The organism is Stutzerimonas stutzeri (assembly GCF_024448695.1).
Classification (GTDB): Bacteria; Pseudomonadota; Gammaproteobacteria; order Pseudomonadales; family Pseudomonadaceae; genus Stutzerimonas; species Stutzerimonas stutzeri_T.
The window spans coordinates 20,817-41,401 of record NZ_JAMOHY010000020.1 but is presented as its reverse complement, the minus strand read 5'-3'; the positions used below and the strand labels follow the sequence as shown (position 1 = coordinate 41,401).

The following is a 20,585-nucleotide window of genomic DNA, read 5'->3' as shown; positions in this document are numbered from 1 at the left end:
CGCGTCAGACCACCAGATCCCAGCGTTGCCGGTCCTTTAGGGCCAGCGTCTGGATATAGCGCGGCTCACCATTGATTTCTTCCAGCTCGGTCATCCCGGCCAGCTCGCCCACCACGCGGTAACGCTTGCCGACATACTTGTCCTGCAAGGGATAGAGCTGAGCGATTTGTTGGGCGAGTTCGGTAAGCGTGGACATCGTTTGGTACTCCAGGTGACTGCATGCCGCAGCTTTTTACAGGTCTTTGATTACGGTTCTGCGACAGCCCGTATTCGTCTGGCCTGTTGGAGCCATCAACGTCGAATTGATTCCGTAACCACCTGAAAAAATACCGAACTGCGACGATCAGCAGACACCCATGCCCAGCTGCAGGAGCGCCAGTCCGCTACGCTGCCAGCCCCACCAGGTCGCAGCCAGCACCAGAGCCAGCACAGCAACGCCTACCAGCCACAACCCTCTTCTGCCCATCACGCTGTCTCCAGGCGCATGCGCGCCACCGGCTGCTCGCGGATCGGCCAGTTCAAGGCTGCTGCCATGAAGCACAGGGCAATGGAGATCTGCCAGACCAGGTCATAGCTGCCGGTACGGTCATAGACCCAGCCACCCAGCCAGCCGCCACAGAACGAGCCGATCTGGTGGAACAGGAACACGATGCCCCCGAGCATCGACAGGTTGCGCACCCCGAACAGCGTCGCCACGGTACCGTTGGTCAGTGGCACCGTCGACAGCCACAAGAGTCCCATGGCAATGCCGAAGCCATAGGCGGTCCAGAGCGTCAGCGGCGCAAAGAAGAAGGTGCTGATGACCACCGCACGCATCAGGTAAAGCCCGGTCAGCAGTTTGGGTTTCGAGTACCTGCCGCCCAGCCAGCCTGCCGTGTAGGTGCCCGCGATATTGAACAGCCCGACCAGTGCCAGCACCGTGGTCCCTGCCGTCGCCGGCAAGCCGCGATCCACCAGATAGGCTGGCAGGTGGATGCCGATAAAGACCACCTGAAACCCGCAGACGAAGAAGCCCAGTGCCAGCAGGCGAAAGCCGGAATGCCCAACGGCCTCACGCAAGGCTTCGAGCAGTGACTGACGCGGACCTGTATCTGCCACCGCTGGCCCACCGCGCAACATCGCTGCCAGCGGCACGATCAGGGCCACCAGCAGCCCCAGCGCCAGCAAGGCCGAAGACCAGCCCAGCCAGCCGATCAGCCCGAGCGTGCCCGGCAGCATCGCAAACTGGCCGAACGAGCCTGCAGCCGCCGCAACGCCCATCGCCATGCTGCGCTTTTCCGGCGGCGCTGCCCTTCCCACTGCACCGAGAATCACCGAAAACGAAGTACCCGACAGACCGACACCAATCAGCAACCCGGCACTCAGCGAAAGCGATGTGGGCGTGTCAGCCAGTGCCATCAGCACCAGCCCGACCGCGTAGAGAACACCCCCGATCAGCACCACACGCGTCACACCAAAGCGGTCCGCCAACGCCCCGGTAAAAGGCTGCGCCAACCCCCAGATCAGATTCTGCAAGGCGATGGCGAAGGCGAACACCTCCCGCCCCCAGCCGAACTCCGCGCTCATCGGCGGCAGGAAAAGCCCAAAACCGTGCCGCACGCCCAGCGACACGGCGAGAATCAGCGAACTGCCGAGCAGGATCCACGTGCTGTTGCGCCAAGCAGAAGACATGGGAAATATCCCTTCCGGAAAAGGCAACAAGTCTACTCGGACCTGCGTCATTTTCGGCACCCCCGTTGCAACATCCCGAAGGCACGAATCGACATGGGAAAATGCGCGCTACAGAAACATCAACCCCAGCGCCATCAGCAACGGCGTCACCACGCTGATGGCTGCATTCAGTCCCAGGGCTGACAGCAATTGCTGCGGCTGGCTGCGCAACAACCAGGTGGCGCGCAGGGCCAACGGCAAGGTCAGCAACCCCAGGGCAGCTCCGCCAGGCTCGCGACTGAACAACGCCACCAGCAACACGCCGTAAGCCAGCAGCCACTGCGCCAGCAACACCCGGAGCGCCTTCTCAGCGCCAAGATGCATGGGCAGGGTCCGCCGCCCGGCTGCGCGGTCGGCCTCGATATCAGGGAACTGACTGAGCAACAGCAAATTGTTGCTGAACAGCAGAGGCGGCAGCGTCAACAGCAGGTCACGCCCCTCCAGCGGCCCCCCGAGCACAATACGCGTGCCCAGCACCATCAACGCGAAGCCCAGCCCTGGCGCGAACAGACACAGCCACGGGTGTCGGGTCAGCCAGGGCGTGTAGAGCAGCACCAGCGCCAATCCCGCCAGCCCTACTGGCGCCAGGCTGACCAGCAAATGCGGCGTGCGCAGCAGGAAAAACAGCCCGATCAGCGCGCACGCCAGCAGACTGCCAAGACCAAGCACCAGCGTGCGCCCAAGCAGATGCGGGCGCGCCACCAGCGTGCCGCTGCCTCCGCTGAAAGCCGTGCGATGGGTGTGTAAATCCAGACCACTGCGATAATCGCCCCACTCGTTGAGCGCATTGACCGCCACATGCGCCGCCAGCGCCCCGAGCAGCACCAGCAGCGCTTCGCCTGTTGCCACCGTTCCGCTCTGCCCGCTGGCAGCCAGCGCAACCCCGAGCGCCACACAGCTCAGCGTCAACAGCAGAAACCGCCCACGCACCACACCCAGCCAAGTCCAGATTTCGTTCATGCCACTCTCTGCAATGAAATGACGCCTAACGTTTGGTTAAGGGGCGGGCTTTAGCCCGTCCCAGTGAGCGAAGCGAACGGTTTAAACCTATTGTCAAACACCGACAGCCGCATTTTATGTTGTTGTTTCTTTCTTATCGGTGAGGCTCTTTCTCAATATTGATGAGAAATCGACAATTTGCCGACGCAGCTCCTTTCCTAAACTTCTTGAATCATAAGGAGTGCTGGCAATCAAGAATATTCGCAAGGAAGTATGTGATGCATCAAATAAAAAATGGACAGATTGAACTGAACCCATTTTTTACTTTTAGGTGCAGAAGAAAAGCCTTGCTCACTACTTGCGGGGAGAGCCCATATACAGTTGTTAGATGCTTTGTGTACGGTCTTCATTGTGGTGCCATATATGAAGAATCACGACAGTTTCTGTGTGGACTGAATACCGGATTATGTATTTTCCAGAAACTGCGTCGCGAATAGCTTTGGGGTTTGGAGCAAGCTCAACAGCGCGGCCCATTTGTGGAAATAGACAAAGATTCTCGATGCGGGAAAGGAGCGCTGCTGCAACGCGTGCAGCAGCAAGAGGATCTTTCTCTGCTATGAATTCGCGCAGACGAACGAGGTCTGCCAAAGCGTTTTCTGAGTAGACCAGTCTCATTGACCAGTCTTAGGGGGGGATAGCTCATTGTCGGTGCCCCAACTTTGAAGCCAGGCACCTACAGCTTCGCCGGATACGACTCGGCCCTGCGCCACTGACTCCATAGCTTGCAGTGTTTCTTGCCAGCGGGTCTGCTCAAGCTCCTGGCGCTCAAAGAACTCTCTAAGCGCCTGATTAATAAGCCAACTTTTACTCCTATTAAGCTTCTCGGCCATAGCACCAAGATTTTCTTCAAGCTCTGGTTGAAGCCGGACGGTTGTGACGCTCATAGGGATGCCCTCCATACTGTTGAATGCAATGTATTACACGGTATTCATGAGGGCAAGCGTGCGCGACGCGCGGTGGGGCTGCATCTAACGTTTGGTTAAGGGGCGGGCTTTAGCCCGCCCCAGCGAGCGAAGCGAACGGTTTGAACCAGTTGTTAGGGCTGTGCATTTGATCGGTTAATTAAGTTGGTTAAAGACATTGATCAAATCCAACGAGCCTCGACATGGCGAATGCTGCATTAATAGAGGGAAGTGATAGCTCTGAGGTGTTGTGCTCAATAAGCTCATTGATTGTGCTTTGTGTAATGGCCTGGATTTCTTTAAGGGCCGCGTGCTCATCCATGTGTTCAATTTCGACGAAAACTGCCAAGCCGTTTGTAATTAGAGGGTGTAAGCGATTTCTAGCGTCCGGCTGAATTTCTTTTACGTTACGAAACAGGTCGTATGTTATTTTGGCATTGACTGAAATTTTTATTAGGTCTTCACTGGTCAGTTCTGAGCAGTTTTCAATGTAGTTCTGTATTTCAGTAATGCAGATTTCATAAAAGTGCCGACTGCGCTTTTCTTGTTCGAGTTTTTTCTTGCTTTTGAATAAACCAAACACGCCTAACTCCTTATTTTGGCTTATATCCGCAGGTTCGGATATGAGTTGCGCTCTGCTTAGGCGCTTAGTGCAGCAATAATTATTATCATGAATGCGGAAATGCTAAGCATGGTTAAGCCGCGCCGAAATTCTTTCTTAGCAATTGCTATTAGTCCAATTATTCCTCCCCAGCCTGGGATTATTGCGCTGAGGATGATGTCGCCTGTTGTTGCCTTCTCCAATTTCACAAATATTTCCTTTTGTTGAATGATGATGATCTACAAGGTAGCCCTAACGTTTGGTTAAGGGGCGGGCTTTAGCCCGTCCCAGAGAGCGAAGCGAACGGTTTGAACCAGTTGTTATGTGACTTATGATAAATGGTGCTCTGCAAAATTTTGAACAAACAGCAGCATCATTTCGACTTGAGATTTTTCATATTCATCATACTGACCGTGTGCGGCTTTATTTCTTATATGCGCCCAGCTAGTTACTTGTTTCTGCACTAATTTTGAGTATACGTCGTGTTTTGCTAACTCAGCATTTAGTGGTTCAATTGTAAGCGGGGCACCATTAGGTTTTGTTGTATCTATGCCATTCTTCTTGCATAGCTCACGAAGTCCATCTTCTAGGACAGCTCCGATGGTGACCGCCGCCGCATCTTTGTATCCTTCTGAAAGCAAGTGCTCCCCAATTTCTAGGAAGTTGGCAAAAATCTCGGCTTGGAGTAAGCCCTTAATGCTACTCAATAGGTCATTTTCAATGTCATGTTTAACTGTTAGTGCGATACCTTGCAGTTGAGAGATATGGCCATACCATTGGCTGTGGATTACATAAAAACTTTCAGTCGAAGTGGCTTTGTTAAAATTCTTATAGTGCTGGCTACTTTCACCATATAACTTTATAAGCAGTTGCCCTAGCCGGGTGACCCAGGATGATACTTCTGCTAAGTCGTTCCCCTCAAAGCTGCTGCGAGCCACTGAGGCTTTTCGAAGAATTGTTGATCCAATTTCGATTAAGGACTCAGTTTCATTATTAATTTTTATATTTGTTTTCATATGAGTCCGGATGAAAGAAGAGAATGGGTAGTAACATAACGTTTGGTTAAGGGGCCGGCTTTAGCCGGTCCCAGTGAGCGAAGCGAACGGTTTGAACATTTGTTATGTTTCATTTTCAGCGCCGCCAGCTAAGCCTTTAAGTAAGGCTTCCATTGCATTGGCACCGTCAGTTAAAGCCCAGCCTTGATGTAGGCGTTTTACGCCGTCCTCTTGCTCGTTAATGAGAACGCCGCTAGAAATGGCAAATTCTTTGGCCATTGAATATGTGTCTGGCTGTTCTTCTTTGAATTTCTCTAACATAGCTAAGCTGGCTAGCATGAAGCCTCTTCTCTCGCCATCGTTTCCTCTGGAAGATTTTTTGAGAATTTTGGCAGCTTGATATTCAATGCTTTTCAACTCTGCTACTTGAGACTCCAATAGTTCATTTTTAGCCTCTACAGAGGCTGAGTCATAGATGAAGAACGATGTGATAAAGACAAGGATAAGTGCATAGGATACATGTATGAATTTTGATTTAACGCCGGCTACTTGCATGAGATAACTTATTATTGATGCTAGTCCGCCAATGATCCCTATGGTGATTGTCAGGTTTTCCAAAGGTACGGCTCCTTGAAACATAACGTTTGGTTAAGGGGCCGGCTTTAGCCGGTCCCAGTGAGCGAAGCGAACGATTTGAACCACTAGTTAGAGGCACGCACCACGTTCAGAACATTTTCAATGCGCTGAAGCAAGCCACGCTCTCCATAAAGCGCAGGTTGACCGTCTGCGCCCGGCTCAAAGTATTCCAACTGCTCCGTAAAATTGTTAATGGCTTTCCAAGCTGGAGTTTCTTGAGCCGTTTCTTGATCACTCAATTGCCAGTAAATGGTTTCAAACTCAACTATGCATGACGCAAGGTCAGAATCACGAGATATTGTCGATTCCAGTAGAGCTATTAGTGATTCTGGCACCTGCATAACTCGGGCCTCTAACAGTGATTAGACGGCGTTCTAGGTTAATCCGAAAGCAGAGAACGCCGTATAACTCCGCATCAGTTTTCCGCCCCCGGATAAAAACCCAAGCCAATCAATATCTTGTCTTATAGCCTCTGAGGCTTCCCAGTATTCGCTTGACCTCCGCATTTGCCCAAGCATTACCACTGTATAAAAACACAGAAAAGGAGATATATATGGATAGTTCAGCCTCCAAGCCCCGCCTGCGGGAGCAGGCCTGGGCAGTGATGCGTTCGCACCACTAAAGCATCCGTACCGAAAATACTATTGGTACTGGATTTGCCATTGCTTCGCCACCATACGTTAGGTCATCCATCAGGTCCGTCCACGACCCAGGTCAATGTTGGTGGCAATGAGTTCAGGGTGTACCGCCCTCACTCGAAGCCTGGCACTCGGTGCGCTAGTACTCTTTTTACATGGCCTAAACAGCCCACACGTTAGGGCTGACTTGCTCCACACCTTCCTCAGTGCAGAACCACAGCGAAACAACCGGTAGACTAAGCCACTTCACCATTACCACCGCGAATCCCTGGCATGCCCATCCGCCACTGCATTGTCCATCTGATCGAGAAAAAGCCCGACGGCACGCCCGCCGTGCTGCATGCCCGTGACAGCGAGCTGGGTGATTCCCAGGCTATGGAGAATCTGTTGGCCGATCTCAATGAGAGCTACAACGCCAAACAGGGCAAGGCCTGGAGTTTATTTTCATGAGGAGTCGGGGGCTTATCCGCTCAGTGGCTGGCTGAGCCAGTATTTGGACGGTAAGCAGGATTTTCACCACTTTCAGCCGCCAGGCGGTGGAGCATCTGCAGAAGCTGATTGGAAAACAAACCTGCCCCTTTTCCCTCAGAGACAGATGCGCTGATTAGCCGGCTTGTCAGCCAATGACCAAGCGATTTTTCTTTATCCGATACATCTCTCTATCCGCATGGCTCAGCAGGCTATCGGCATCTTCCCCATCTGCCGGATAACAGGCAACGCCAATGCTGCAGGACGGCATACGTATGTCGCCGAACTCAGGGCCCAACGGCTCAGCCATGACCGCAAGGATCTGGTCTATTTTTCTGGAAACAGCCCCTGAGCGGATCTCCGTCAACAGTACAGTGAACTCATCGCCACCCATACGGGCCGCCGTGTCGGTATCGCGCAAGCACCCCTCCAGCCGTCGCGCGACCACACAAAGTATGCGATCGCCCGCGGAATGGCCGTAGGCATCGTTGATTTCCTTGAAGTTATTGATATCCAGAAACAGCAAAGCCAGTGTGCCTTGATGGCGGCGTGCTGATCGCAGGGCCGATTCCAGCCGGTCATTGAAGAGCGACCGGTTCGTCAATTGTGTCAGCGGATCATGATGGGCAAGGAAACGCAATTTCTCCTCGGCCTGCCGCAGGGCCGTCACATCCCGCGCAACACCGAGCCGCCCATTCAGCTCCTCAGACCATCGCGCCGACCACAGGATGTATGCGATTCCCCCATCCTTGCGAATATAACGGTTGTGGTAATCAACATGGGGCTGAGCATTCATGACCCGGACAATAGAGGCCCGAGTGGCTTCGAGATCGTCAGGGTGCACATAGTCTGTTATCAATGTACCGATCAGTTCCTCCACGCTGTAACCAAGCAACTGCTCACAGGCGTTACTCACGAAAACTATCCGGTCGTCCCTATCAACCAGAAAAACCGTGTCCAGCATCAGATTGATCAGCTTGGGATAAAGCACTTTCAGGTCAATGGACATAGGCCTGCGATTCCAGTTACATATCTTGATGGCAAACCCGATGTCATTGAGCAATCACCCGATCAACGAATCGATGCTGTCAAGAAAACACGATTCTCGCAAGCTTCTGTGGACGTGTAGGTACCTCAGCCCCTTCGAGAAAACTAGCCCCGCCTCGCCATACAGAAGGCGTATTTGCTTGCCCCACCTCAAGCTGCAGAACCACAGCGAAACAATCGGTAGACTAAGCCGCCTCCCCCACTGCCACCGCGAATCCCTGCCATGCCCATCCGCCACTGCATCGTCCATCTGATCGAGAAAAAGCCCGACGGCACGCCCGCCGTGCTCCATGCCCGCGACAGCGAGCTGGGTGATTCCCAGGCCATGGAGAATCTGTTGGCCGATCTGAATGAGAGCTACAACGCCAAACAGGGCAAGGCCTGGGGTTATTTTCACGAGGAGTCGGGGGCGTACCCATTCAGTGGTTGGCTGAACCAGTACCTTGAAGGCAACCAGGATTTCACCGCCTTCAGCCGCCAGGCGGTGGAGCATCTGCAGAAGCTGATGGAGGAGTCCAACCTCTCCACTGGCGGCCACGTGCTGTTTGCCCATTACCAGCAGGGCATGACCGATTACCTGGCCATCGCGCTGCTACATCACAGCGAGGGCGTGACCGTCACCGAATCGCTGGACGTGGCGGCGGCGCGGCATCTGGACCTCGGTCAGTTGCATCTGGCGACGCGGATCAATATTTCCGAGTGGCAGAACAACAAGCAGTCCAAGCAATACATCTCCTTTATCAAGGGCAAGAACGGCAAAAAGGTCTCGGAGTATTTCCGTGACTTCATCGGCTGCCAGGAAGGCGTCGACGGGCCGGGCGAAACCCGTACCCTGCTCAAGGCGTTCAGTGATTTTGTCGAGAGCGAGGACCTTCCCGAGGAAAAGGCGCGGGAGAAAACCAGCGCACTGGTGGGCTACGCCAGCAGCCAGTCGAAGATCGGCGAGCCGGTGTCGCTGGAAGAGCTATCAGGGCTGATCGACGAGGAACGGCCCAAGGCCTTCTACGATCACATCCGCAACAAGGATTACGGCATGGCGCCGGAATTTCCGGCGGACAAGCGCACGCTCAATCAGTTTCGCCGCTTCACGGGGCGCGCCGAGGGCCTGTCGATCAGTTTCGAGTCGCACCTTTTAGGCTCGAAGATCGAATACGACGAAGCGCGCGACATGCTGATCATCCGCCAGCTGCCCACCCAGCTGACCGATCAGCTCAAGCGCCGCAAGGACTGAGCGTCCAGGACAACAGCACTTCGCCCGGCCAGCCGCTCGCCGTTAACTGTAGGCCCTGCTGGTGCTGGCCGTCCGAGTGAAACAAAATCCGCTCACGCGGAATGAAATTCCCGTTTGTCAGTCACATGGCTGCTCACTCATCGCAGCTGCAACTCCGCACGACCCGTTCTGGTAAGGACTCCCAATGGATTGGCTTCACCTGATTATTCTGTCCCTGGTGCAGGGCATCACCGAGTTTCTCCCGATATCCTCGTCGGCTCACCTGATTCTTCCTTCCCAGGTCCTCGGCTGGCCGGACCAGGGCCAGGCGTTCGACGTGGCGGTGCATGTGGGCACGCTGCTCGCTGTGCTGATTTGCTTCCGCCATGAAGTGATTGCCACGACCCGAGGTTGGCTGGCGCACGTCTTCCGTCAGCAAGTCAGCGCCGAAAGCCGCCTGGGTTGGGCGATCATCATCGGCACCCTGCCGGCGGCGATCATTGGTTTGGTGCTGAATGACTTCATCGAGCAGTACACCCGTTCGATGCTGTTAATCGCGGTCACCACCATTGTCTTCGGCTTGCTGCTGTGGCACGCGGATATCAAGGGCCGGCGGGTTGCCGAAATGGATCAGCTGACCTGGAAAAGCGCGCTGATTATCGGTTTCGCCCAGGCGCTGGCGCTGATTCCGGGCACGTCCCGTTCGGGTATCACCATGACTGCCGCACTGTTGCTCGGGTTTACCCGGCAGAGCGCAGCACGCTTCTCGTTTCTGCTGTCGATACCGCTGATTCTCGCCGCGGGTGGGCTCAAGGCAGTGGAACTGGTCCAGTCCGGGGAAAGCGCGCCGTGGAACGATATTTTCATCGGCGCCGCGCTGTCTTTCATCGCAGCCTTCCTCTGCATCAAGCTGTTCCTCAAGGCACTCGATGCGCTGGGCATGTTGCCGTTTGTGATCTATCGCCTGCTGCTGGGTGTCACGCTGCTGTTCATCGCCCTCTGAGGCGCGGCATGAACAGCCCGCCAACGGCGTTGCGCCGTTCTGCGGGCTGGAAGTGTCAGCGCGCCTCGATGCGATAACCCATGCGGGGAAAGTGCACATGCACGATGCCGGCACGCTTATCCTCGCGACGCAGAATCAGCTCCTCCGCACCGGCAAACAGCAGTTCGCCCTCGACCGGGTCGGTGCCGTAATCCACCGCGCAAATCGCCACCTGCTGCCCTGCCTGGAAGCCGTTCGGCTCGACGAACACTTCGTCCGGCAACGCGGCAGGCGTTGCTTGGCGGGCGATGGCCAGCGCATCTTCGGCGGACAGCTCGCTATGTGAGCCGTGCCCGACACCCAGCACCTTGCCCAGCCAGGCAGCCACCTCCGGATACGCCTCCACCAACGGCGCGGTAACCGGCGTTGCCTTGAGGAACCACAGACAATGGGCGACGGCAAAATCCGCAATGCAGGGCGTGCCGCCAAGCAAAAACTCTTCGTCCTCGCGCGCCAGTTGCTGCTGCAGCCGCGCCATCAGCACCGGCCAGTGGCTCCTGGCCTGTTCAAGTGGGATGGCTGCAACCGAACCGCTGCTGAACAGCTGAGCGCGGTCCTTGCTGAACACCTGGACAAACTCCTTGGGCGCCTGAGCAAAGCGCAGGGCCATGGATTCTGGCTGGAACACCAGGCTCACCGCGTGCAGGAACAGAACCGAATCGGCCCACTGCGCCAGGGTGGCAGCCACAAATTCACGGCCTTCGGGAAACAGCGCCGGCGTGGTTTTTTCCGCTTCCAGGCGACGTGCCATCAGTGCCGTGTCGCAATAGATGTCTGCCCCGATCTGCAGCACCGGCGTGCGTCGATAGCCGCCGGTAAGGGCCGTAAGATCGGGCTTGGGCATTACCGGAGGGATGGTCACCGAGCGCCAGGAGAGCTGCTTGAAGCCCAGCAGCAACCGCGCCTTTTCGGCAAAGGGTGAGGTGGGATAATGGTGCAGGATCAGGTCGTGCATGGCAGGCTCCGCCGATTCTTAGAGTAGAACGGCAGCTTACTCGGCCAGCATCATGCGGCCTACCCGTTCAGCTGATTGCCTGCATATTCACCGGGCTGCTGTGCAGCGATCAGCGCTTCCTTGGCCGGCTTTTTCAGTTGCTTGATTGCGCGCTCACGTCGCAGCGCATCGCCCTTGCTCGCGCAGGCTTCGACATACTCCAACGCCACCGCCGGGCTGGTATGAAAGAAGCGCGCGCCTCGACCGTTCCGATGAGCGGCGAAGCGTCGATTGGCATCGTCGCTGATGCCGCAGTACAGCGACCCATTGGCTGCCCGTACCAAATAGACGAACCAGGGTTTTGCAAGGGTGTCGCTCATGCGGGATCTCGCTGACAAAGGCCGCGGACGTCAGGGGCGCTGCAGGCAGGATGGAACGCGACGACCGAGGGGAGGCGATCTTTTCCAGAGGCCTGATAACAAAGTTCGTCAATCATGTCCATATATGGTGGCGGTTCGCCTTTGCGTATACTGCGCCGATGTTTGCCCAAACCCAACTCCGCAAGCGCTGCACCAACTGGTTGCTGGCGACCGGACTCCTCCTGATGCTCACCAGCTGTGCTGAACCCCCCAGCGCAGTCGAGCGGATCAAGGAGGAAGGCGTACTGCGCGTGATCACTCGCAACAGCCCCTCCACTTATTTCCAGGACCGTAACGGCGAAGCCGGCTTCGAATACGAGCTGGTCAAGCGCTTCGCCAGCCATCTTGGCGTCGAATTGCAGATCGAGACGGCAGAAAATATCGAAGAGATTTTTACCCGCATCAACCGTCCCGGCGGTCCGGCGCTGGCTGCTGCCGGGCTGGTTGCCAGCGAGGGTCGTCAGGATCTCGCACGCTTCACCGACTCCTATCTGGATGTGACGACCCAGGTGGTCTATCGCCGGGACCAGCGCCGCCCGACCCAACCGCAGGACATGGTCGGCAAGCGCATTCTGGTGCTCAAGGGCAGCAGCCAGGCCGAGAAGCTCAAGGCGCTGCAGGACGAACTGCCGGACCTGCGCTATGAGGAATCCGACGCGGTGGAAGTGGTCGACCTGCTACGCATGGTCGATGAGGGGCAGATTGACCTGACGCTGGTGGAATCAAACGAGCTGGCGCTCAACCAGGTGTATTTCACCAACGCGCGGGTGGCCTTCGATCTGGGCGAGCAGAACAGCCTGGCCTGGATTCTCGGCAAGGGCGAAGACAACAGCCTGCTCGACGCCGCCAATGCCTTTCTCATCGAGGCCAGGGAAAACGGCACCCTGCAGCGTCTGCGTGAACGTTACTACGGGCATGTCGATGTACTCGGCTACGTCGGCGCCTATGCCTTTGCCAAGCACCTGCAGGAACGCCTGCCACGTTACGAAAAGATCTTCCGCGAAACAGCCAAGGTCCATGGTGTGGACTGGCGTCTGCTGGCTGCAATCGGCTATCAGGAATCCCACTGGCAACCCGATGCCGTCTCTAAAACCGGCGTGCGCGGCCTGATGATGCTGACGCTGAACACTGCCAAGGCCATGGGCGTCACCAACCGGGTCGACCCGGCGCAGAGTATCCAGGGCGGCGGCAAGTACATTGCACTGGTGCATGCCAATTTGCCCGAAAGCATCCTGGAACCGGATCGCACCTGGTTCGCCCTCGCGGCCTACAACGTCGGCGGCGGCCATCTGGAGGATGCGCGCAAGCTGGCGGAAGCCGAAGGACTGGACCCGAACAAGTGGCTGGACGTGAAGCAGATTCTGCCGCGCCTGTCGCAGAAACAGTGGTACAGCAAGACCCGCTACGGTTATGCCCGCGGCGGCGAACCCGTACATTTCGTGGCCAACATCCGTCGCTATTACGACATCCTCACCTGGGTCACTCAGCCGCAACTGGAAGGCCAGCAACTGGTGCAAAGCGAGATGCACACCCCGGGAATCAACACCACCGATCTTGGCGAAAACCTGCCGCCGCTTTAATGCGGCCCGTTTAACCCTGCTTTACCCTAAGGCCGAGTTTATTCGGCCAAGAGTGGTTGTATAGACCGAACACGTTCGGCCCTACGGCACATACCCCACCCTCAGAATGCCGGATTACGCTTTCGGCTAATCCAACCTATAGCACTTGGCACAACACGCGCGCTTTTTTGTAGGAGCGGGCTTGCCCGCGAGCTTTTGCCGGTGGCCTCGCGCCGGACAGCAGAGCAAAGCTCGCGGACAAGTCCGCTCCCACCGCGCCTCAGGCTCAACGCTCGGGCCGGACACGAGCCAAGCAAGGCAGCCCTGACGCCCTTATGGACGTGCGATGGCAGCAAATTCGGCATTGGTCTGCTCGACCAGTACCTGCGCCGTCAGCTCTACTTCCAGACCACGCCGCCCGGCGCTGACGTAGACACTCGGCAAAGCCTGCGCGGAGCTGTCGATAAAGGTTCTCAGACGCTTCTTCTGCCCCAGCGGGCTGATTCCGCCAAGCAGATAACCCGTCGCCCGCTGGGCCGCCGCAGGGTCTGCCATATCGACCTTTTTCACTCCGGCCGCCTGGGCCAGTGCCTTCAGGTCGAGACTGCCGACCACCGGCACCACGGCGACCAGCAGTTCGCTCTTCTCGGTGCACACCAGCAGGGTCTTGAACACCCGAGCGGCGTCCAGCCCGAGCTTCTCGGCGGCTTCGAGCCCATAGGACGCTGACTTAGGGTCATGCTCATAAGCATGGACACGAAAGTCAGCCTTGGCCTTTTTCAGCAGATCGATGGCAGGTGTCATATCGGAACAACGCGAAAATTGAAGAGCCGGATATTAACAGGCAGCCCTCAGGAGGGCTGCCCCTCATAGGCTTCGCGCCAGACACGATAGCGCTCATCCTGCACAACCTGACGATGCAGCAGTGCCATGCCGTCCGGGTCATTGAGCAACCGCCAGCGGGTCGCCTCGGCGGGGCCATCGGGGCCGGCGGCGAGGATTTCCTGCAGACGTTGTTCGCGCAACACTTCGGCTGCCGGCACCACTTTGGCATGCCGCGCCCGCCCCATGGCGCAGACCATGGCGTTGTAGAGCGGGTCCACCGTGGCGGCAAGAAAGCCGTTGTGCAGTGCGTTGGCCCGGTTCTGCTGGTTGTAACGATCCGTGGCGGCCAGCTCGGCGGGCGGGTCGTATTCCTCGGGAATCAGGAACAGCTTGCGCCGGAATGCCGCCAGACCGGGGCCGGTGCGACTGGTCAGGACCGAGACCGGTGCCGAGAGGATCAGCGACACCACGATAGGCGCCAACCACCAGAGAAAGGCCGGATCGAGCCAGGCCACCAGTGCCGTCCAGAGCACGCCCAGCAGCATCTGCGAACCGTGGCGGCGCAGGGCCTCGCCCCAGGGCGTGGCGTTGTCGGCACGTTGCGGCGACTTCCATTGCACCGACCAGCCAAGGAACGCTGCAGTGACGAACACCGTGTGAAACAGCATGCGCACCGGCGCCAACAGCATCGAGAACAGCGTCTCCAGAATCATCGACAACACCAGCCGTACCCCGCCGCCGTACTCCTTCGCGCCCTGAATCAGGATCAGCAGCACGCTGAGCAGCTTGGGCAGAAACAGCAGCGTCAGCGTCGCGGAGAACAGCGCGATCGCCTCCTGCGGATGCCACTGCGGCCACAGCGGATACAGCTGGTTGGGCTGCAGGAAATACTCCGGAACCATCAGCGTATGAATCGCCAGCAGCCCGGTGGACAGCGCCAGGAAGGTGAACCACAACGGCGCTGACAGGTAAGACATCACCCCGGTCAGGAACACAAAGCGGTGCACGGTGTGCATGCCCTTGACCAGGAACAGGCGGAAATTCATCAGGTTGCCGTGGCACCAGCGGCGGTCGCGCTTGAGCTCGTCGAGCAGGTTCGGCGGCAGCTCTTCGTAGCTGCCCGGCAAGTCATAGGCGATCCACACGCCCCAGCCGGCGCGACGCATCAGGGCTGCTTCGACGAAATCGTGGGAAAGGATATCGCCAGCAAACGAACCCTTGCCCGGCAACGGCGCCAGTGCGCAATGCTCGATAAAGGGTTTGACCCGGATAATCGCGTTATGGCCCCAGTAATGCGATTCGCCCAGCTGCCAGAAATTCAGGCCCGCAGTGAACAACGGCCCGTAGACGCGGGTGGCGAACTGCTGCATCCGCGCATAGAGCGTGTCCATGCCGGACGCTTTCGGCCCGGTCTGGATGATGCCCGCACCGGGATTGGCCTCCATCAGCCGCACCAGCGATGTCAGGCATTCACCGCTCATCACGCTGTCGGCATCCAGCACCACCATGTAGCGATAGCTGCTGCCCCAGCGCCGGCAGAAGTCGTCGATATTGCCGCTCTTGCGCTTTACCCGGCGCCGACGGCGGCGGTAGTAGATATGGCCGAAGCCATCAACCTCGCGACACAGCTCCAGCCAGGCTTTCTGCTCAGCCACGCAGGTGTCGGGATCGTTGCTGTCGCTGAGCACAAAGATATCGAAGTGTTCGATCTCCCCGGTGGCCAGCAACGATTCGTAGGTCGCCCGCAGTCCGGCGAACACCCTGGGCACGTCCTCGTTGGCGATGGGCATCACCAGGGCCGTGCGTGCCTCGGCCGCGATTGGCTCATTGCCCGTTGTAGTGGCTGAAATGTTGTAGCGGTCGCGCCCCTTGAGCAGCTGGAAGAAGCCCATCAGCGCCGTCCAGAACCCCACCGATACCCAACAGAACAGCAATGCGAACAGCAACAGGATGCTGGTCTGCACCACATACGGCAGGATCTGCCGTGCCGACTCCTGCAAGGGTTGCCGGAAAACCTCTTGAAGGTCCACCAGCGCCCAGCCCTGGTAGGGCAGCACATCCTTCATGTGCCAGGTGGCGATGACGGTCTGCACCAGCATCAGGATCAGCAGTGCCGCGCGCCGGTAATGCGCGACCTTGCGCCAGGCGGAACCATCGATAGACGCCGGCAAACGGGGTTGTTCCACCGTGCGGTTCTTCTTGAACAGCAAACGCCACCAGCTCAACTGCAGCACGCTGGTGTGCCAGGGCTCGGGCACCATGCGGGTACGCACGATGGGCGGTGTGGACTGGATGCAGGTGCGACCCTGGTGATCCTGAACCAGCACCCCGCGCTGCTCGGCATCCTGGGAAAGCTCGGCGATATAGTCCCGAGCGGGCACTTTTTGCGCGTGTTCAGTCATGGACGGGAATCTGATAGCTCCAGGTTTCGGACAGCGTAGCCTCGCCATCCACCAGCGCAGCGCGCAACTCCACCGGGCGCTCAGGGTCCTTGACCCGCAGCCGCAAGGTCAGTCGCCAGCCCTTGCTGACCGGGTTATGGCGCAGGTTGTTTTCCACCAGCTCGACGTTGTCATCGACACTCACCTGCGTGCTGACTGGCGCATCCGCCGGCAGTTTGGCCAGGTTCGGCCCGACGAAATCGACGATCAGCGCTGTGCTGCCATCGGGCTGGCGAATCAGGTTGGACTGCTTCACATCGCCAGTCGACAGGCGCGTCTGCTCAACCCAGGCAAGCGCGGGGTCGTGCAGTGCCGGTTCGTCCATGCTGAAGTGCAGACGGTATTCAAATGCCAGCGATTCGCCTGCTGCCGGCACCTTTTCCGGCACCCAGAAGGCGACGATGTTGTCGTTGGTTTCATCCGGCGTCGGAATCTCGATCAGCTCCACACGACCCTTGCCCCAGTCACCAACCGGCTCGATCCAGCCGCTGGGACGCAACTCGTAACGGTCGTCCAGATCCTCGTAACGTGCAAAATCGCGAGTGCGCTGCAGCAGGCCGAAGCCCTTGGGGTTCTCCACGCTGTAGCTGCTGACGGCCAACCGCTTGGGGTTGTTCAGCGGACGCCAGATCCATTCGCCGTTACCGGCATGTATCGCCAGCCCCTCGGAATCGTGCAACTGCGGACGGTAATTGAGCTGCTCGCTCGGCTGATTGGCGCCGAACAGATACATGCTGGTAAGCGGTGCGATACCGAGCTTCTCCACCGGTTCGCGCAGGAAGACACGGGCCTTCACCTCCACGACACTGTCCTTGCCCGGGGTGATTTCCATGCGGTAGGCGCCGGTAGCACGCGGTGAATCCAGCAAGGCGTAGATCAGCAAACTGCCACGATCAGCCTGTGGCCGCTCGACCCAGAACTCGGTGAAACGCGGGAACTCTTCGCCGCTCGGCAGTGCCGTGTCGATCGCCAGCCCACGGGCGGAGAGGCCATACACCTGGTCCTTGCCGACCACACGAAAGTAGCTGGCGCCGAGCAGAGTGATCAGCTCGTCCTGCTTGTCCTTTTTATTCAGCGGATAGAGCACCTTGAAACCGGCGAAGCCCAGATCCTTCAGCGCAGCCGGATTGATGTCGACATTGCCGAACTCGAACAGCTCGGGGTCATAGCGGATTTCGCGAACACGGGTGGCGGTGACTTCGTTGATCTTCACCGGAACGTCGAAATGCATACCCTGATGATAGAAACGCAGCTCGAACGGCGTTTCGGCGTCGCGCCAGTAGCCTTTGTCTTCACGAAAGCGCAGCTGCTGGTAATCGGCAAAAGCCATCTGGCGAAAGACCGACGGCAGATTGCTCTGCGGCTGAACATAGGGAGAAGCGGCCAGTTTCTCGGCCTTGCTGGCGACATCGTCCAGACTGAACGCCCAACTGCTGCCAGCAACGAATGCCATGCACAGGCCCAGAAGATTGCCCAGCACCCAGCTTCTGGCGCGAGCGCTCGATCCTTGATTCAAAGTGGTAAACACGGTGCCTCCTGAACAGTACGAATTGCGCACAGGCCTGTGCCTGCTTGCGTTCCTTGGTCTACTACCCGCACAAATGATTCCGCGCTGATCGAAAACAGCAGGCCGACCTGAGCCGCCACCCTGCCCTGCTCGATCAGCGCAACTCGAAACGCTGCGCCTGGACGTTCTGTGAATCGAGGCCTACCTGTACTTCGAACATCCCGGCTTCGGCCACCTGTCGCAGTTGCGTATCGAAAAACTTCAGCTCGTCCTCACCGATGCTGAAACGCACCAACTGCTGGTCGCCCGCCTTGAGCCAGATTTTGCGGAAGCCTTTCAACTCCTTTACCGGGCGCACCAGCGAGGCGGCCAGGTCATGGATATACAACTGCACGACGGCCGCACCATCACGCGTGCCGGTGTTCTTCAACGTCACGCTCACCTCCAGGCTTTCGCCTGGTGAAAGCACATCAGTCGACAGGCGCGGTGGCGACAGGCTGAACTGCGTGTAGCTAAGACCGTAGCCGAACGGATACAGCGGACCGTTCGGCTCGTCAAAATACTGCGAGGTGTAGTTACCTGGATTGCCTTCGACGAAGGGCCGGCCCAGGCGCAGATGGTTGTAATAGGTGGGGATCTGCCCCACGGAACGCGGGAACGAGATGGGCAATTTGCCGGACGGGTTGTAGTCGCCGAACAGCACATCGGCGATGGCATGCCCGCCTTCGGTACCGCTGAACCAGGTTTCCAGCATCGCGTCGGCGTTGGCCTGCGCCCAGCCCAGGTTCAGCGGCCTGCCGTTCATCAACACCAGCACCAGGGGTTTGCCGGTCTCCTTCAAGGCACGCAGCAGCGCTTGCTGGCTGGCCGGAATCTGCAAGCGGGTGCGGCTGGAGGACTCATGGGACATGCCACGCGACTCGCCTACGGCGGCGACGATGATATCCGCCTGCCCGGCTGCAGCAACCGCTTCGGCGATCATCTCGTCAGCCGGACGCGGGTCCTGTACCACCTCGGGATTGTCCCAGTTGAGGAAGTTCAGATACTCGACCATCCGCGAGTCATCGGTGATGTTGGCGCCACGCGCATGGATCAGCCGGCCACGCTCACCGAGCGCAGCCTGCATGCCCTGACGCAGCGTGACCGTCTGCTTCGCCACACCCGCCGCCGACCAGCTGCCGAGCATGTCGATGTGCGAGTCGGCGAGCGGCCCGATCAGCGCAATGGTGGCGGCCTTGTCGAGCGGCAGCACGCTATTGTGGTTTTCCAGCAGCACCAGCGACTGGCGCGCCACTTCGCGTGCGGCCTGGCGGTGCAGGCGGCTTTCGGCATTGACCTCGGGCGGATCTTCGCTGGCCTTGCCGATACGACGATAGGGATCATGGAACAGACCCAGGTCGTACTTGGCACCCAGCACCTCGCGCACTGCCTGGTCGATGGCCTGTATCGGCACGTCGCCCGCCTGCACCAGTTCGGCAAGATGCTGGCCATAGAGCGAATCCGCCATGCTCATGTCGAGCCCGGCGTCGATCGCCAGCTTCGCCGCTTCACGGCCATCAGCGGCCACGCCATGCCGAAGCAGTTCGGTGATTGCTCCATGATCACTGATGGTCACGCCGGAGAATCCCCAGTCGTCGCGCAGCAGGTCGCGCAGCAACCAGCGGTTGGCACTGGCCGGCACACCATTAATGGTATTCAGCGCCACCATCACAGCACCTACCCCCGCCTCGACAGCAGCCCGATACGGCGGCAGATAATCCTGATGCATGCGCAACGGACTCATGTCCACCACGTTGTAATCCCGACCACCTTCCACCGCGCCATACAGCGCGAAATGCTTGACGCTGGCCATCAGGCTGTCGGTATTGCCCAGTGACTCGCCCTGGTAGGCCCTGACCATGGTGCGTGCGATCTCGGACACCAGGTATGGGTCTTCACCGAAGCCTTCCGATGTTCGCCCCCAGCGCGGATCACGGGTGATGTCGACCATGGGCGCAAAAGTCATGTCCAACCCGTCAGCACCTGCTTCGATGGCGGCAACACGCCCGGCCTTGGCGACCGCCGGCATATCCCAGGTCGAAGCCAGGCCGAGGCCAATGGGGAAGATCGTACGGTGCCCGTGCACGACGTCGTAGGCGAAAAAGATCGGAATTTGCAGTCGGCTGCGCAAGGCTGCTTCCTGCAGGGGACGGTTGTCGTGCCGGGTGACGGAGTTGAAGGTGCCGCCGACATTGCCTGCCGCCAGTTCCTCGGCCAGACGCTGCCTGGGCATGTCGCCACCGATACTGATCAAGCGCAGCTGGCCGACCTTTTCCTGCAGCGTCATGCGCTCAAGCAGTTGCCCGATAAATGCCGGCTTGTCGTCCAATGCAGCAGCTGAATTTCCCGCCAATGCAGGAAATGCCATCGAAGCGGCAATCAAGCCGAACAGACACAGCGTTTTCATTATCGATTCCCTGCTGGCACGTCTTTCCGAGCACACCGTGGCTTGGACCTTCGGATCGCTGAGTAGTGGCATTGCTGAATTATTCGCACCGAAGTACGACCCAGCAGCAGAACGCCGCTGGGTTGAAGAACTGGATTTGGAAAATTTGCCGCGTCTGGATACGCGCGGCTGATGCTAGATCATCGATGCTGTGAGGTGGCGATTAT

Annotated in this window: 20 protein-coding genes and 2 pseudogenes; 5 read left to right on the top strand and 17 right to left on the bottom strand. The window is 58.2% G+C overall.

Translation table 11 applies throughout. The features are described 5' to 3' along the window. Window positions 1–4: 4 nt before the first annotated feature. The 10 genes from NAV32_RS13815 to NAV32_RS13770 form a co-directional block, all read right to left on the bottom strand. On the bottom strand, window positions 5–196 hold the full coding sequence (locus NAV32_RS13815) for a hypothetical protein (RefSeq protein ID WP_256053370.1): 192 nt from the start codon (window positions 194–196) through the stop codon (window positions 5–7). Between the two features lie 147 nt (window positions 197–343). Next, window positions 344–469: a hypothetical protein gene (locus NAV32_RS13810; protein ID WP_256053384.1), complete on the bottom strand. Its 126-nt coding sequence runs from the start codon at window positions 467–469 to the stop codon at window positions 344–346. After that, window positions 466–1,671, bottom strand: a complete 1,206-nt coding sequence (locus NAV32_RS13805; protein ID WP_256053369.1) for an MFS transporter — start codon at window positions 1,669–1,671, stop codon at window positions 466–468. The genes NAV32_RS13810 and NAV32_RS13805 overlap by 4 nt, the downstream gene beginning before the upstream one ends. Window positions 1,672–1,779: 108 nt before the next feature. Next, entirely contained in the window at window positions 1,780–2,670 is an 891-nt protein-coding gene (locus NAV32_RS13800) for a prenyltransferase (protein WP_256053368.1), read from the bottom strand. A gap of 363 nt (window positions 2,671–3,033) precedes the next feature. Beyond that, on the bottom strand, window positions 3,034–3,324 hold the full coding sequence (locus NAV32_RS13795) for a type II toxin-antitoxin system RelE/ParE family toxin (protein ID WP_256053367.1): 291 nt from the start codon (window positions 3,322–3,324) through the stop codon (window positions 3,034–3,036). Then, window positions 3,321–3,593, bottom strand: coding sequence for a CopG family ribbon-helix-helix protein (locus tag NAV32_RS13790; RefSeq protein ID WP_256053366.1), 273 nt, complete (start codon window positions 3,591–3,593; stop codon window positions 3,321–3,323). The genes NAV32_RS13795 and NAV32_RS13790 overlap by 4 nt, the downstream gene beginning before the upstream one ends. A 187-nt stretch (window positions 3,594–3,780) precedes the next feature. Further along, on the bottom strand, window positions 3,781–4,194 hold the full coding sequence (locus NAV32_RS13785) for a hypothetical protein (protein ID WP_256053365.1): 414 nt from the start codon (window positions 4,192–4,194) through the stop codon (window positions 3,781–3,783). Between the two features lie 347 nt (window positions 4,195–4,541). Next, window positions 4,542–5,228: a hypothetical protein gene (locus tag NAV32_RS13780; RefSeq protein WP_256053364.1), complete on the bottom strand. Its 687-nt coding sequence runs from the start codon at window positions 5,226–5,228 to the stop codon at window positions 4,542–4,544. Between the two features lie 102 nt (window positions 5,229–5,330). Beyond that, window positions 5,331–5,825 (bottom strand): hypothetical protein, encoded by a 495-nt coding sequence (locus NAV32_RS13775; protein ID WP_256053363.1) that lies wholly within the window; start codon window positions 5,823–5,825, stop codon window positions 5,331–5,333. Between the two features lie 83 nt (window positions 5,826–5,908). After that, window positions 5,909–6,184 (bottom strand): hypothetical protein, encoded by a 276-nt coding sequence (locus tag NAV32_RS13770; RefSeq protein WP_256053362.1) that lies wholly within the window; start codon window positions 6,182–6,184, stop codon window positions 5,909–5,911. 570 nt (window positions 6,185–6,754) lie between these two features. On the opposite strand from NAV32_RS13770, the pseudogene NAV32_RS13765 reads away from it, so the two are divergent. Then, a pseudogene (locus NAV32_RS13765) lies at window positions 6,755–7,041 on the top strand (nucleoid-associated protein); the annotation flags it as partial. 56 nt (window positions 7,042–7,097) lie between these two features. On the opposite strand, the gene NAV32_RS13760 reads toward NAV32_RS13765, so the two are convergent. After that, window positions 7,098–7,958 carry a sensor domain-containing diguanylate cyclase gene (locus tag NAV32_RS13760; RefSeq protein WP_256053361.1) on the bottom strand — a complete coding sequence of 287 codons (861 nt, stop codon included), beginning with the start codon at window positions 7,956–7,958 and terminating at the stop codon, window positions 7,098–7,100. A gap of 261 nt (window positions 7,959–8,219) precedes the next feature. Here NAV32_RS13760 and yejK point away from each other — a divergent pair, with 261 nt between their 5' ends. Beyond that, complete coding sequence (gene yejK / locus NAV32_RS13755; RefSeq protein ID WP_256053360.1) at window positions 8,220–9,227, top strand: nucleoid-associated protein YejK; 1,008 nt, start codon at window positions 8,220–8,222, stop codon at window positions 9,225–9,227. Window positions 9,228–9,411: 184 nt separating this feature from the next. Further along, the gene (locus NAV32_RS13750; RefSeq protein ID WP_256053359.1) at window positions 9,412–10,209 is read left to right on the top strand and encodes an undecaprenyl-diphosphate phosphatase; all 798 of its coding nucleotides are present in this window, start codon (window positions 9,412–9,414) and stop codon (window positions 10,207–10,209) included. A gap of 55 nt (window positions 10,210–10,264) precedes the next feature. Here NAV32_RS13750 and NAV32_RS13745 read toward each other — a convergent pair whose 3' ends face one another. Next, window positions 10,265–11,203 carry a glutathione S-transferase family protein gene (locus NAV32_RS13745; RefSeq protein WP_256053358.1) on the bottom strand — a complete coding sequence of 313 codons (939 nt, stop codon included), beginning with the start codon at window positions 11,201–11,203 and terminating at the stop codon, window positions 10,265–10,267. Between the two features lie 59 nt (window positions 11,204–11,262). Continuing rightward, window positions 11,263–11,562, bottom strand: a complete 300-nt coding sequence (locus NAV32_RS13740) for a GIY-YIG nuclease family protein (protein ID WP_256053357.1) — start codon at window positions 11,560–11,562, stop codon at window positions 11,263–11,265. Between the two features lie 158 nt (window positions 11,563–11,720). Between NAV32_RS13740 and mltF the strand changes: the two genes are divergently transcribed. Then, a complete protein-coding gene (gene mltF, locus NAV32_RS13735; RefSeq protein ID WP_256053356.1) occupies window positions 11,721–13,181 on the top strand; it encodes a membrane-bound lytic murein transglycosylase MltF in 1,461 nt (486 codons plus the stop codon). A 312-nt stretch (window positions 13,182–13,493) separates the two neighbouring features. Here the strand turns inward: mltF and ybaK are convergent, their stop codons facing one another. From ybaK to bglX, 4 genes and pseudogenes are all read right to left on the bottom strand, one after another. Then, complete coding sequence (gene ybaK, locus NAV32_RS13730) at window positions 13,494–13,964, bottom strand: Cys-tRNA(Pro) deacylase (protein ID WP_256053355.1); 471 nt, start codon at window positions 13,962–13,964, stop codon at window positions 13,494–13,496. Window positions 13,965–14,011: 47 nt separating this feature from the next. Then, window positions 14,012–16,396: pseudogene (mdoH, locus tag NAV32_RS13725) on the bottom strand (glucans biosynthesis glucosyltransferase MdoH); the annotation flags it as partial. Next, the gene (locus tag NAV32_RS13720) at window positions 16,380–17,879 is read right to left on the bottom strand and encodes a glucan biosynthesis protein G (protein ID WP_256053382.1); all 1,500 of its coding nucleotides are present in this window, start codon (window positions 17,877–17,879) and stop codon (window positions 16,380–16,382) included. The gene NAV32_RS13720 and the pseudogene mdoH, both read right to left, overlap by 17 nt. A 208-nt stretch (window positions 17,880–18,087) precedes the next feature. Beyond that, window positions 18,088–20,379, bottom strand: a complete 2,292-nt coding sequence (gene bglX, locus NAV32_RS13715) for a beta-glucosidase BglX (RefSeq protein ID WP_256053354.1) — start codon at window positions 20,377–20,379, stop codon at window positions 18,088–18,090. Between bglX and NAV32_RS13710 the strand changes: the two genes are divergently transcribed. Further along, on the top strand, window positions 20,291–20,551 hold the full coding sequence (locus tag NAV32_RS13710; protein WP_256053383.1) for a hypothetical protein: 261 nt from the start codon (window positions 20,291–20,293) through the stop codon (window positions 20,549–20,551). The genes bglX and NAV32_RS13710 overlap by 89 nt on opposite strands. The last annotated feature ends 34 nt before the right edge of the window (window positions 20,552–20,585 follow it).

Bases quoted from the DNA above. Each gene is read 5' to 3' on its own strand.
- bglX (WP_256053354.1), bottom strand. From the start codon at position 20,379: ATGAAAACGCTGTGTCTGTTCGGCTTGATTGCCGCTTCGATGGCATTT.
- NAV32_RS13800 (WP_256053368.1), bottom strand. From the start codon at position 2,670: ATGAACGAAATCTGGACTTGGCTGGGTGTGGTGCGTGGGCGGTTTCTG.
- NAV32_RS13815 (WP_256053370.1), bottom strand. From the start codon at position 196: ATGTCCACGCTTACCGAACTCGCCCAACAAATCGCTCAGCTCTATCCC.
- ybaK (WP_256053355.1), bottom strand. From the start codon at position 13,964: ATGACACCTGCCATCGATCTGCTGAAAAAGGCCAAGGCTGACTTTCGT.
- NAV32_RS13750 (WP_256053359.1), top strand. From the start codon at position 9,412: ATGGATTGGCTTCACCTGATTATTCTGTCCCTGGTGCAGGGCATCACC.
- NAV32_RS13795 (WP_256053367.1), bottom strand. From the start codon at position 3,324: ATGAGACTGGTCTACTCAGAAAACGCTTTGGCAGACCTCGTTCGTCTG.
- yejK (WP_256053360.1), top strand. From the start codon at position 8,220: ATGCCCATCCGCCACTGCATCGTCCATCTGATCGAGAAAAAGCCCGAC.
- NAV32_RS13760 (WP_256053361.1), bottom strand. From the start codon at position 7,958: ATGTCCATTGACCTGAAAGTGCTTTATCCCAAGCTGATCAATCTGATG.
- NAV32_RS13720 (WP_256053382.1), bottom strand. From the start codon at position 17,879: ATGGCATTCGTTGCTGGCAGCAGTTGGGCGTTCAGTCTGGACGATGTC.
- NAV32_RS13745 (WP_256053358.1), bottom strand. From the start codon at position 11,203: ATGCACGACCTGATCCTGCACCATTATCCCACCTCACCCTTTGCCGAA.
- NAV32_RS13780 (WP_256053364.1), bottom strand. From the start codon at position 5,228: ATGAAAACAAATATAAAAATTAATAATGAAACTGAGTCCTTAATCGAA.
- NAV32_RS13770 (WP_256053362.1), bottom strand. From the start codon at position 6,184: ATGCAGGTGCCAGAATCACTAATAGCTCTACTGGAATCGACAATATCT.
- NAV32_RS13740 (WP_256053357.1), bottom strand. From the start codon at position 11,562: ATGAGCGACACCCTTGCAAAACCCTGGTTCGTCTATTTGGTACGGGCA.
- NAV32_RS13805 (WP_256053369.1), bottom strand. From the start codon at position 1,671: ATGTCTTCTGCTTGGCGCAACAGCACGTGGATCCTGCTCGGCAGTTCG.
- NAV32_RS13790 (WP_256053366.1), bottom strand. From the start codon at position 3,593: ATGAGCGTCACAACCGTCCGGCTTCAACCAGAGCTTGAAGAAAATCTT.
- mltF (WP_256053356.1), top strand. From the start codon at position 11,721: ATGTTTGCCCAAACCCAACTCCGCAAGCGCTGCACCAACTGGTTGCTG.